Below are 12,393 nucleotides of genomic sequence, written 5' to 3'. Positions count from 1 at the left end.
TTGGTGATCCGCACTCGGAAGGTGGGTTTGTTTTTGAAAATTCGATATTCTTTGAACCATGAAACGAATTTTAGAATTTTCTTTGGCTTTGATTGCGCTCCTTGTTTTTTTTCCGATTTTACTCGGGATCTTTTTACTAATCTCTGTTTTTGAATCGGGACCGATTTTTTTCCTACAGGAAAGGATAGGTTTAGGAAAGAAGGTTTTTCGGATCTGGAAATTCAGGACCTTGAAAGATGGAATTCCTACAAGGACCGGTTCTTTTTTGAGAAACACCGGTTTAGACGAACTTCCTCAGATCTGGAATATAGTAAAAGGGGATATGAGTATCGTTGGACCTAGACCTTTAACCGAGCAAGATATTCGTAGATTAGGTTGGGGGGTAGAAAGTTTAGATCGAAGATGGTCCGTTCGTCCTGGGATCACTGGACTTTCTCAATTATATTCAGGAAGAGGATCCAAATATTCACTTTGTTTCGATCTTTCTTATCTTAAAAGAAGAAGTTTTATCTTAGATAGCAAGATCGTAATTCTAACCTTGGTAATGAATCTTTTCGGCAAGAAAAGAATTAGAAATTTATTATGGACTCATCTTCAAAAACGAGATCGGGGTTATTTTTGGGGAAATTGGGCCAAACATTTTAGAAAAAATGCGGATCGACCTTATCCGCTTGTCCAAGAGCAGGTTATAGGGTTTATTCCGCAGAAACGTCTTCCTGTTGCAAAGTCTCTTGCGATCTTTCAGTTAGGAGAAGCGGGAGAAGGTAGGATCGCGAAAGATATAGATCATATACATATCTACGGAGTTGATCCGAATTATAGAGAAGCGTTAAAACTTTTTGTAAAAGAAGAAGGTAGACATGCACGCATTTTAGGGGATTGCGTTCGTGCATTGAGAGGGGAACTGATCCAATCGAACTGGACTGAAAAATTATTTCATTTCGGCAGAAGGCTTTTAGGAACGAGGCTCAAGTTGATGGTATTATTAGTCGCAGAAGTGATCGGGATCTGCTTTTACAAAAAGATCGCGGAGAAAATTCCATTTGGTTCCGTAAAAAACGCACTTCTTCATATCGCAGAAGATGAAGAAAAACATCTGATCTTTCATTGTACATTTTTTAAGATACGGCTTAAAAACCCGATCACTCGGTTTCTTTTTAAATTCATGTGGAGATTTCTTTCTTTTGCCGCTTGTGTTTCCGTTTTGATGGATCATCGCAAAACTTTCAAAGCATTAGAAATTCCGATCAAAGAATGTTATCTACAGTTTAAGAATATTTCCCGGAATACGGAGAGAAAAATTCTCCAGACCTTTTTCGTTTGAGGAACTTCTTTTATGCAGATTGTTTTAGTGTTTAAAAAGAAAATTCTAGGTTACGGTTTTGAATGTGAAGAAGGGGAATTAGTTTATGAATCGATTCTTATCCGAGATCGTCTAGATCGGTATCTGATGGATAATTATATTCAAAAGAGAAGTTTTGCTGAGAAATATGAAAGTTTAGGTAAAGTTTACAAAGGGTTTATCGGCTTTCTTGAGGAAGATATTCCTGTCTTTTCAAGGAATTTAGAAGAAGCCGAGGTTGAAACCGGGAAATATTTGAAATTTGGAAACTTATCCTGCGAAGATGATTTACGCGAGCGATTTTGTGTTAACAAAAAAATTCGAATTTATATGGAAGAAAATAATATCAGAACGGATTGGATGAGATTTTCTTCCGGAAAAAATTCGTATCTTAGAATTATTAATTAGATAATTATAATATATATTGGAGCGTAGAGCCGGGTGCTCGCCGAATGGCGAGCATGCGCCCTGATACTTAATTCCAGCTAAAAGAGCCGGATTTATCGAATTTGAATGGAACCTGACCTGTTCCGATCTCCGGGGCTTCCGTCGTTGCTTTTCCGCTTAGTCGGAATGCCGCGGATCTTTTGGAGACTGCGTTTGCGATACCTTGTGTGACCGTTCCGAGTGGGAAGGATGTGCGAACACTTAGGATGGATTCTTGTCCTTGGTTTTCGATCCGGACAGGTTGGCCTGTTAGGAATTTTTCTTTTTCAAGCGTGAGTTCAAATTCAAATTCAGAAAATTGTAATCTAGATGTGGCTCTGTTTTTCAATACGATCTGAAATTCCGTATCTACCTTTAAGTCGAGTGCCGATAATCCTGCGGTGACTGCTGAGCCTGGTGATTTTTTCTGAGGGCCGAGTAACGTGTCTAAGAATGTTGTGGCCTTTTTCGCCAGATCTTCCGTGCCGGCGGAACTCAAGATGCTGGAAGGGTCCGGTTTGATAATTTTAAAATTTCGGATCTCTATGTCCGGAAGAACTGCCGGGATCTTTCTTTCTTCCTCGAATGGAAAGTCGAGCGATGCAGCACCTGCTATGGCTCTGTATTTTTCCGGGATTGGAAGTGAAACGACTCCTTGCACTTTGACTACTAAGTCGATCTTTCCGGGAACTTTTTTGTAAAGTTCTGCCAGATCATTATATGCGAATGTTAGATCCACTGGAACCGGTTTATTGGAATTCCCACCTACGGTAGGGATTTTGGTTTTTGCCTTTGTGAATTGTTGTCCTTCGATCAGGATATTCATTTCCAAATTGGTCGCAGGCAAAGCGATTGGATATGGATTTTTTACTTTCGAATCCACTCTAAGTTTGATCTCGGATAGATTGATCTCCGCGATAGAAACTTTCTCCAAGATGAAGGAAGGTTTGTCCAGGTCCTCGATCTTTTCTTTTACTTTTTTTAAATCAACATTTTGTAATTGAGCACAACCGAATAGAAGGTTTGTTACTAGAGTAATTCCAATATAGGAATGTAAGGAAGTTTTTTGGATCATAAACTCCTCCGTGAAGGTGAAGTCTTTATTTAGGATTTATGGTTTATTGGGAACTAAGTTTTGGATGCTTGGAAATAAAAAATGGAGTTTTGGGATCAGTAAGGAGGAGTTATTGCGAGTAGAATTTAATCAACAGGGCGATGTTGGAATTCCAACATCGCAAAAGGTGAGAAAATTGTTTAAAATTGGCACTGAGGATTCGGCGAAACGCCAGGATTCGTAGTGTAACACTGAGTGCTTTGGGTCGACGGGTCTATCAAGGATAATAGTTTTAAAACGCCTACTGGATAGCTAGCATTTTGATTATAACCGTTGCTCCAATCGATTTTGTAATTTCCATATGTATCGGCAGGTCTTATCGTTCCTTTCAAAGTTGTGTAAGTTTCGGTCCCAGGTTGTTTCGCGCAAGATCGGATTGTTGTAGAATCAATTTCCAACCAAGCTGTGGTATTCGGTCCACCGTCAACACAACTATATACTAATACCCATTTTCCATTTAAATTGATCCGAGAATCTTTTAAATCTTCGGTTTTTTCCTTACAACCGGCGAACATTAAGATTACAAAGAACCCTGCTAATATCCCTAAACGTTTCATTTGTTACTAATTTTCCTTTGTTTTTTCCTTTGATTCGTGAAAAAACAAAGCAATAAAATTGGCAAAACCGAGGAAAAGTCAATAAATTATTACTTATTATAATATTAAAAAATAGAATTTTTGAATATTATGTAAATTTGAATTTTCAAAATAAAAAAGGGCCGTTAGGCCCTCTTTTAACGGTTACTTTTTCTTCTTCGAACCGGTTCCTTTCTTAGGTTTGGATTCCACATCTTGGGCCCATTCGCTTAAGGAAGATTGGTTATGATTCGTCGAGACGGCAGCGCTTCCTGAATGACCGGCTTCGCTATGAATCGTAGCAGTCATATCCGGACGGAACTTGCCTTCTATCCATTCTCTGAATTTATCGATACCGCCGAAAATGGAAGGAACTACAATCAGAGTAACTAACGTGGAGAGGATCAAACCTCCGATGATAGCGATACCCATTGCGGTTCTGGATTTTGCAGCTTCTCCGAGACCCAATGCGATCGGAACAGTTCCCATGATCATCGCGATGGATGTCATCAAGATCGGACGTAATCTTACGAGACCTGCTTCAAAGATCGCCTCATCTCTTGTTATGCCTCTTTCTCTCACTGCCTGCATTGCATAATCCACGAGTAAGATCGAGTTTTTGGCAACAAGTCCCATGAGTAGGATGAGTCCGATCATAGAGAATATATTCAACATCTCTCCTGTTAAGAACAGAGCGAAGAATGCTCCGGAAATTGCAGGAGGGATCGCGAATAAGATCGTGATCGGAGTGATAAACGATTCATAAAGAGAAGCAAGAACCAAATAGATGAATATTAATGCGAGACCGAATGCCACGATAATATTCAAGAATAGTTCTTTTAAGTCTTCCGACTGACCTTGGAAATTAAAACGAACTCCCGGTGGAGGAGGGATTTCCTTGGTTAGTATCTTAGTCGCTTCTTCCATTGCAGTTCCGATCGCGCCACCTGGTGCCAGGTTCGCGTTCACCACAACGGCTCTTGCTCTATCGATACGGTTGATTCGAGAAGGACCTAGGTTTTCTTTACCGGTACTGATCGCTGCCAGAGGGATCAATCTGTTTGCGATATTCGGAACCTTGGTTTGGCTATAAGCCGCTCTTAAGTTCCTTTGATCATGCCCGAGTCTCATACGAACTTCATATTCGATCCCTTTATCGTAAAACTTACTGACCTGATCTCCGGCGATTTGGTATCTTAACTCGGAACCTGCAACACCGGGAAGAACACCTACTAATTGCATTTTAGAATTATCTAAAACGATTTGGTATTCGGGTTTTCCTCCCCTAAAGTCGGAATCGATGTCTGCGAGGTCTTTGATACCTTTCAGTCTTTCTATTACTTTTTTAGAATATGCTTCCACTTCTTCCAAGTTGTTTCCCTTGAGAACTAACTGGAATGGATACTGGACACCGCCTCCCACAGCAGAATAATCCGAAACCGCAGGCCTTGCGTAATCATAAGCCTTTAACATTTTGCGGATATCTTCTTTGATCGAGGTAGTATCTCTAGATCTTTTTTTGGAAGAAACAAGCGCGATTGCTAATATAGCAGTGTTTGGTTCTCCACCATCAGGCTTACCGATTGTAATCGCGATCTTATCCATCTCAGGGAATTTCTGGAGTTCAGCTAAAACCTTATCAGAAACATCTTTCGTTCCTTGTAAGCTAGTACCTGGAGGAAGGTCCAAGGTTACCATAAACTCACCCTGGTCGTTCGCTGGTAAGAATGTCTTTTTCACAAAAGCGCAACTCACGAAGGAAAGAATAAAAATTAAGAAAGTAAGAAGTATGATCTTACCTGGATGAGCCAATGCATAACGCATTGTGATCGTATAAATTTTTTCCAACCAAGTTTGGAAACGATCGAATGCTTCCACTGCTGCGTTCTTTTTATCGTGAGTCAATTTACCCGCAAAGTAAGCGGACAACATAGGAGCCACAAAAAGACCGTCGAAGAGTGAAATGATCATGGCAAAAACCACGGTCAATCCGAACTGTTTGAAGAACTGACCAACGATCCCCGACAAGAAACCAACAGGGAAGAATACCGCGATCACAGTTAAGGAAGTTCCTATTACCGCAAGAGCCACTTCCATGGTTCCTTTTTCTGCGGCTTCCATAACGGTCGCACCTTCTTCCAATTTTCGAAAGATGTTTTCCCGGACCACGATCGCATCGTCGACGAGTAGACCCACCGCAAGGGATAAGGCCAATAAGGTCATAACGTTAATCGTGAATCCCATGATCCACATGATGATGAATGCACCTAATAAGGAGTTAGGCAATGCAAGACCGGTGATGATCGTAGATCTTAAGTTTCCTAAGAAGAAATAAACTGTGATAACTGCGAGTAAGATCCCTAAAACGATGGCTTCCGTAACGTCTTCAACGTTGTAACGGATCCATCTGGAACCGTCACGGATCAATCTGATCTTTGGTTTTCCTTCCAGAGGTTGGATATCCGCATTTAACTTATCGATCCTTTTTAAGACCTCGTCCGCAACGGATACTGTATTCGCTCCGGATTGTTTATATACGTCGATAAATAACGCTGGCTTTAGTTCTTTTTCTATTACTTCAGTTTTCTTTCCGCCGAAAACTCTTTTGACTCGTTTCGGAAGTTGCATAAACCAAGTGATAGGATGAGTTAAAAGACCTACATCCTCTTCTTCCACTTCGTCACTTTTAGAAGCCCAAAGATAACCTAAAGTTTCTTCGTCTTCTGTTCCATCTCTTACAATCCCTAATTCTTTGATGAGTACTGAATTACCTACATCTCCTCCGAAGGAAACGATCGTATTTTCGATTTGGGAAAGAGTTTCATATCTTCCTAATGTTCTATAGGAAGTTTCTTTTGCACCAGAATCGAATTTACCAACTGGAACGTTCAAACCTGCGGTCTTTAATCTGTTGGCTATGACCACCATAGGCATTTGATAAGAAACTAATTTATTTCTATCTAATTCGATTTGGATCTCTCTTCTGGTTCCACCTACTAATTTAACGGAACCGACACCTGCGATCTGTTCCAATTTAGCCTTAACGGTTTCCTTGGCTAGATCATACATTTTTGCCTGATTCAGATCCGCAAACACCGCCAAACGAATGATCGGTTGATCTGCCGGGTCGAAACGAACAACTTTAGGTTCTTTGATCCCGTCCGGAAGTTTAGGACGGACCGATGCAGTCTTATCTCGAAACTGTTGTTCTGCATATTTGATATCAGTAGAAAGAGTGAATTCACCTAAAACAACGGAAACACCTTCCTGGTTACGGGAAGTGATCTTTTTCAAACCTGCAATAGAAGAAAGTTCCTCTTCCAAAGGTTTAGAGATCAATTCCTCGATCTCTTCCGGACCTGCTCCCGGATAGATCGTAGTTACGGTCACTACCGGGATATTAACATCCGGAAAAAGATCCACTCCCATCTTACTAAGGGAGAAGATACCGGTGATCAACATCAGGATCACAAGACTAGTGATAAATATGGGACGTTTAATAGAGAGGAGCGCGATATTCAAGTTGCCTCCGCAGTATCCTAACATTTCGAAAATCGAACGAAGAATCTGCTCAGAGGTCCATTGCGATCCATTCCTGAATTTTCGAAAACAAATTCGCGGACCGCGGTTCGGAAATTTAGAAAGAAAGGTTTTGGAATCGGACTAAGTGTTCGAAATCGAAAGCAAAGGAGACTAAATTAGTAGTTTTCCGGAGCGAACGTCATACGGCGTCGTTCGAACGATTCTAAAGTATTTTAGACGAGAGTCGGTTGGATTGGCCGATCCAGCTTCGCTGGCCGGGCTGCTCCGGGTTCGCTCGCGCTCATCCTTGCAGGACTTACGCCCTACGCATCCCTATCGGTAGTCCTAATAAGAAACCATATCCTAAATTAGGATAATACAATTAGTCTTCATTTTTTTTCTTTGTAATTTTTCCATTCGGCTAATGTATAGGGCGTCCCCAAAAAACTCTGAATCTAAATTCAGGAAATTATTTTTGAAAAACCTGATGAATATCAATTCGGAATCAATTTTCTAGTATAATAAAAACAGAATGTATATTTTTCATTGACGGTCGCCTTTGCCTGTTAGCTTTTTCGTAAGAAATAAAATGGATAGGTGTATAACGTTATGCGGAAAATTTTTTTCATCTTTGTATTTTGTTCTTCTGTTCTATTCGGGAATTCTCTACAAGCAGGAACGGATAGTAACGGTTCTTCTTTAATTTCAAGTTTTTTGAATTTATTCGGAGGAAATTTTTCCTCTTCTTCTAGTTTTCCTTATTCTTCAGCACCCGGATCCGAATACAGTGGAACGGATGCGAATAAAAATGTGAAAAAATATTGGAACCTAAGAAATAAACTCCGAAATAATTTTATAAAACTTTCCACCGATAAGGGTGGATGTCTTCCAATGGAAGAGGTTAAAAACTTACCCGAAGGACGTTTTGGAAAGTGGGGAGATTCTACAGTTAAGCTAGGCTGGTATTTAGGGTTACTCGGTTCTGAATTACATATGCTTTCCCGTCCGAATAGCTATCCAGGATATGGAGATGGGAATGATATCCAAAATACGATACGAGAACTTTTCTGCGCATTCATTGCATTAGAACGTTTGGATCGTTTCGGGGAACAAAGTATCTGGGAGGTACATCCGGTAAATGTAGCGAAATATCTCGGAACAGAAGGGTATCAATGGCCAGACACTCCTGGTTTTTTTGTAAGGGACGATGTTCCTTTCCATGTGATGCAAGATCTAGGCTTATACGGAGCTGAAGGAGATTACCAAACATGGATTGGAGGACAGGCTTTGCCTACACCTCCCTATAATCGAGAAATGAGCCAAGATCAGGTGATTCATTTATTATTAGGCCTAGCGATCGTAAAACATTTGGTGCCGTTTACATATTCTTACCAAGGAATGAATTTTCGACACCAAGCCCAAATCTATGCACGCAGACTAGTAGATTATGTATATGCAGGCCAAGACCAAGCATATGAAATTTTAGGAATTCCAGTAGGTGAAATGAATGTTTCTTGGTTAATTACCAATCCAGTCTCACCTAAAGTAAATTGGTTCGGATCTTGTCCTCTATGTGTGGGCTGGTTCGATCCGTTTCATCCTGTCGATCCGGATCATATGGGACAAGTGACTAGAGGTGCTGATGCTCGATTTTTTTCGGCAGGTTTTAATTTTGCAGGATCTTGGATATCAGGTAAAAGTTGGAATATTAACCCACAGTATTTATTAACATGGGGAGGACTGTCACAATCTGCCGTTTTTACTACACCAGATAACGCGCATATGGTTATGGCCTTGGCTTCCATTGGGAACAGTTGGGGAGAACCAACACAAGACCTTCTGGTTGCACAAGCAGCCCAACATGATTTCTATCTGTATCCTCTTTTACATTCCGTCCTCCATTTTGGAGGGAATATTTCTGCATTTTTAGAAAGCAAAACTTTATCCTTCTTAAACTCAGCCCCATGGAGTGGAACAGGAACAGAGTTCGGATCGGATAGTGGTTGGGCTTCGGACAATCGATTCATTCGAAAAAAAGAAATTCATAATAGAACGTCATTATTCCCGTTAGAAAGTCACGGATTAGATTATTTACTTTTACATAATCTTTTCTTTATCGCAAAGCCGAATCAATATTACGGGATAACTCCGAACGGGCAGCCGAATTCTGTTCCGGATTTTTCGGTCCCGAATTGGCCTGTTCCTCCTAGTTATAAACTTCCACCTATCGGATATGCGGTAGCCGGAATACCTAGTTACCTGAATACTTGCACAGTTTCCACAAGTGTGGATATTCCGATTACGATAGAATGGGATGATCCTCATGGAAACAGAGACTCTGTAGCCATACTATTAGATTCGCAACCAAGCTCCGGCAATGGGATCGTAACTTCGACCGGGACCAAAAATCGATTTGTTTACCATGGCAAATTCTGGAACCAATGGTGGTGGGAAGACACTGTTCGATTTAGGCTTTTGGACGAAGACGGAAATTCCACGTTCTTAACGGTTCTAATTGGATATCCGGGGGCAGTTGCGGCTCCTCCGAATATCGGAGCGGTAGGATCCCCTACGAGAATTGTGGTTAACGGATGGTTTGGAGGAATTCCATTATACGGAACCATTGAAATGGAATTCCAAGTTTATGCAATCGATCCGAATTGTACTCCGCCGAAACCTAGTGCTTGGATTATTTCCGGAATGAGAAATGCGGTGGCTTATCCAATTTCTCCCCTTAGATTTAGGGCGATCGTAGGCTGGACCATTTTTACTCTCCATGGAAATGCTGGAGTTACTCTACAAGCGGCGACATCTGTAGGAACAACCGGAACCTATGAGGTTCCAATCAATTGGTAAAGGAAATCTTAATGCGAAGTTTTATAAAAAAATCCATACTTATTTGCTTGGTACTATTCTTTCTCCTAAATTGCGGAGAAAGGGATAACCAGAGGGGGGCTCGTGATGAATGCAAAGATCAAAGTGCAACTTTAAATTACGTCTATGCATCATGTATGGAAAATCACCCCGCTGAGGAATGTGAAACCTACCTTGCCAATGCATTGTACCAGGCTCATCAATGTAGTGGAATGAAAGTAATTGCTCCTTTTTAAATAGACTGCCGACCAAAAGATTCGTAAGGCTCTTTTGTAAAACAATCTCATATCATAAACAAGAGGATTATAAAATGAAACGTTGTCTTTCTATCTTATTTTTAGGGGCCTTATTCGTTTTAAATTGTTCCTTGTTAAAGGCTCCTAGATTTTCGAAAGAAAAATTGGACTCTTATATTTCTACGTTTCGAGAATTAAAAGAATCTAATTCTTCTTTCGGAGAGTTGATCTCTAAGCCTAGTCCAGCTTTAATTTTCGGACCTCCTTCGGAGATAGATTCTATACAAGCGGAAATAATTGCGAAAAAAAACGGGTTTAACTCTTATCGAGAATTTGCACTTTTACATTTTCAGGTCAAAGAATTTTATGATCTTTATAATTCCGAAAAATTGATCGGGGATATGAAAGAAGCTCAGGATCAATACACTGAAAGTTTTCAAATTTTCTTAAACGATCCGAATATGCCGGATTCTGCAAAGAACCAAATCAGAGAATCTATCCGAAAGGCAAAAGAACTCCAGGACGAAAACCTATCTAGGTCCAAAAATCAGTTCGAAACCTTACGGTCGTCCCAAGATCCGGCCTATACTTTCGTAAAAGAAAAGAACAAAGAATTAAAGGAATTGTATACGATCCCAACTCCCGAAGAGAAGAAAGGGAACGATAAGATAAGCATAAAATGAGATCGGATTTCGAGAGTAGGCTTAGTAAATTCTACGAATCGCCTGAGAGATCCTTTGCACATTATCCTTAGTTAAGTTCGGATAAATCGGAATACAATGGCCTCTTTGGTACAATCTTTCCCCGTTCGGGAAATCAGAATTAGAAAGTTCAAGAATATGATGGATCGGTTCGGCAACTGTTCTACGAGTACCAATTTGTAGAGAGCGGAAGTACCTTTCTACCTGCTCGTAATTACCTGGAGCAATGATCACAAAACGATTGAAAGTTTCCGAATTCGGGTCGTTAAAATGAGATCCTACTTGGGAACCTTGGATAGATTGCAGATACACCTGAGCGATCTTTCTTTTTCTTTCTAAGATCACACCTAGGTTGGATAATTGTTCGATCCCTAAAGCAGCTTGGTAATCGATCATGTCGTAATCTAATCTAGGCTGGCCTTCTTTACGTGGATAAGGATCTTTTCCTTCTTTTCTGGCTCTGATCTTTTTCGCCAAAGAATCATCATCAGTACAGATCAAAGCTCCGTTTCCAGTCGTGATCAGATATTCGATAGAAAGACCACAGATGGAAATTTTTCCCTGTTTGCCTGGGGTAAAAGTTTCAGTTCTTGCTCCGACTGTTTCTGAAAAATCTTCGATTACAGGTCGATTTTTGAAATCATATTTGGAGAAGTCCGCTAAAGATCCAAAAGTGTGATCTAAAACCACAGCTTTTACTGATTCATCTTCTAACGCGGAGGATAATCTTTCGGGACAGATATGGAAAGAATGTTTTCCCATATCCACAACCAAAGGTTGTGCTTGCATTAAGAAAATTGCATCTAGAGCTGCAAGTGGGGCAAATGTGGAGATAGCAATTTTATCCCCTGGTTGGATCTCCAATGCTAATAAAGACAGGTGATACGCAGCAGTTAAACTGTTTGCCGAAATTACTTGTTTGGTCCTAAAAGTAGAAGAGAAAGCCTTCTCAAACTTATGGGTCACAGAACCGGAAGAGAGATGGTCTTCTACCAATGCCTCTAAAACGGTTTTTAGGTCTTCCCGAGAAAGGGTAGGCTTATGGAATTCGATATCGGTTTTTTTCCGGCTTGGTTTCTCTAAAACTTCGGTTTCCGCGCTCATCTTCCCTTCTCAGGTTCCAGTAATTTTATTATGTCGCATTGTAACCTATGTACTTGGCTCGTAAAGATCTTTTTCAAAATCTCCGAGCCCAGGACCAACTAGGACATCCAATACAAATAATCAGAATACCAGCGGAAATGTCTAGACGTTTTCGTACAAGAAAAAAAGGGGGGGATCAATCTCCGAAAATTTTCTTACGGATCCCGATCCAGATTTCAGGCAAATAAGCCCCAATAATGATCAAAGTGAGACCGGTATAGGTCCATTTATTAAAATAAGACTCACCGGCGAAACGAAGAGTGGCTACATTGATGATAGTTGTCCACCATCCGAGTAAAATAAGAATAAGACCTATAAAATTCGGAAAAAGAAAACCTATGATTTTGCCCATAAAAACCTCTGAGGATAAGCGACTGAAACGAGAGAATTATCGAGGTCGGATCTTACTCATCAAGTTGTTTTTTGGGACTTTCTTCGAATTCAAAAATAGGGCAGAGAT

At 40.5% G+C, this 12,393-nt stretch carries 9 protein-coding genes; 4 read left to right on the top strand and 5 right to left on the bottom strand.

What is annotated here, in order from left to right; all coding sequences use genetic code 11:
- Positions 1 to 58 precede the first annotated feature (58 nt).
- On the top strand, positions 59 to 1,324 hold the full coding sequence (locus EHO58_RS06650) for a sugar transferase (protein WP_135679416.1): 1,266 nt from the start codon (positions 59 to 61) through the stop codon (positions 1,322 to 1,324).
- Between the two features lie 12 nt (positions 1,325 to 1,336).
- Complete coding sequence (locus tag EHO58_RS06645) at positions 1,337 to 1,750, top strand: hypothetical protein (protein WP_135679415.1); 414 nt, start codon at positions 1,337 to 1,339, stop codon at positions 1,748 to 1,750.
- A gap of 67 nt (positions 1,751 to 1,817) precedes the next feature.
- Here EHO58_RS06645 and EHO58_RS06640 read toward each other — a convergent pair whose 3' ends face one another.
- The 3 genes from EHO58_RS06640 to EHO58_RS06630 all read right to left on the bottom strand — a co-directional run bounded on the left by EHO58_RS06640 (position 1,818) and on the right by EHO58_RS06630 (position 6,979).
- Complete coding sequence (locus tag EHO58_RS06640; protein WP_135679414.1) at positions 1,818 to 2,843, bottom strand: LEA type 2 family protein; 1,026 nt, start codon at positions 2,841 to 2,843, stop codon at positions 1,818 to 1,820.
- A gap of 179 nt (positions 2,844 to 3,022) precedes the next feature.
- Complete coding sequence (locus tag EHO58_RS06635; RefSeq protein WP_135628273.1) at positions 3,023 to 3,439, bottom strand: hypothetical protein; 417 nt, start codon at positions 3,437 to 3,439, stop codon at positions 3,023 to 3,025.
- A 183-nt stretch (positions 3,440 to 3,622) separates the two neighbouring features.
- Positions 3,623 to 6,979 carry an efflux RND transporter permease subunit gene (locus EHO58_RS06630; protein ID WP_135679413.1) on the bottom strand — a complete coding sequence of 1,119 codons (3,357 nt, stop codon included), beginning with the start codon at positions 6,977 to 6,979 and terminating at the stop codon, positions 3,623 to 3,625.
- Between the two features lie 609 nt (positions 6,980 to 7,588).
- Between EHO58_RS06630 and EHO58_RS06625 the strand changes: the two genes are divergently transcribed.
- Positions 7,589 to 9,835 (top strand): hypothetical protein, encoded by a 2,247-nt coding sequence (locus EHO58_RS06625; protein WP_135679412.1) that lies wholly within the window; start codon positions 7,589 to 7,591, stop codon positions 9,833 to 9,835.
- Between the two features lie 328 nt (positions 9,836 to 10,163).
- On the top strand, positions 10,164 to 10,772 hold the full coding sequence (locus tag EHO58_RS06620) for a hypothetical protein (RefSeq protein ID WP_135679411.1): 609 nt from the start codon (positions 10,164 to 10,166) through the stop codon (positions 10,770 to 10,772).
- Positions 10,773 to 10,793: 21 nt separating this feature from the next.
- Here EHO58_RS06620 and EHO58_RS06615 read toward each other — a convergent pair whose 3' ends face one another.
- Positions 10,794 to 11,894: a DegT/DnrJ/EryC1/StrS family aminotransferase gene (locus EHO58_RS06615; RefSeq protein ID WP_135628278.1), complete on the bottom strand. Its 1,101-nt coding sequence runs from the start codon at positions 11,892 to 11,894 to the stop codon at positions 10,794 to 10,796.
- Between the two features lie 175 nt (positions 11,895 to 12,069).
- A complete protein-coding gene (locus tag EHO58_RS06610; protein WP_135628279.1) occupies positions 12,070 to 12,285 on the bottom strand; it encodes a hypothetical protein in 216 nt (71 codons plus the stop codon).
- Positions 12,286 to 12,393 lie beyond the last annotated feature (108 nt).

It is taken from the genome of Leptospira selangorensis (assembly GCF_004769405.1).
Taxonomy (GTDB): Bacteria; Spirochaetota; Leptospiria; order Leptospirales; family Leptospiraceae; genus Leptospira_B; species Leptospira_B selangorensis.
Note: the sequence above shows the minus strand (reverse complement) of the source record. Positions and strands in the feature narration are given on the sequence as shown.

Coding starts and splice junctions, on each gene's coding strand:
- EHO58_RS06650 (WP_135679416.1), top strand. CDS start 59: ATGAAACGAATTTTAGAATTTTCTTTGGCTTTGATTGCGCTCCTTGTT.
- EHO58_RS06645 (WP_135679415.1), top strand. CDS start 1,337: ATGCAGATTGTTTTAGTGTTTAAAAAGAAAATTCTAGGTTACGGTTTT.
- EHO58_RS06640 (WP_135679414.1), bottom strand. CDS start 2,843: ATGATCCAAAAAACTTCCTTACATTCCTATATTGGAATTACTCTAGTA.
- EHO58_RS06635 (WP_135628273.1), bottom strand. CDS start 3,439: ATGAAACGTTTAGGGATATTAGCAGGGTTCTTTGTAATCTTAATGTTC.
- EHO58_RS06625 (WP_135679412.1), top strand. CDS start 7,589: ATGCGGAAAATTTTTTTCATCTTTGTATTTTGTTCTTCTGTTCTATTC.
- EHO58_RS06620 (WP_135679411.1), top strand. CDS start 10,164: ATGAAACGTTGTCTTTCTATCTTATTTTTAGGGGCCTTATTCGTTTTA.
- EHO58_RS06615 (WP_135628278.1), bottom strand. CDS start 11,894: ATGAGCGCGGAAACCGAAGTTTTAGAGAAACCAAGCCGGAAAAAAACC.
- EHO58_RS06610 (WP_135628279.1), bottom strand. CDS start 12,285: ATGGGCAAAATCATAGGTTTTCTTTTTCCGAATTTTATAGGTCTTATT.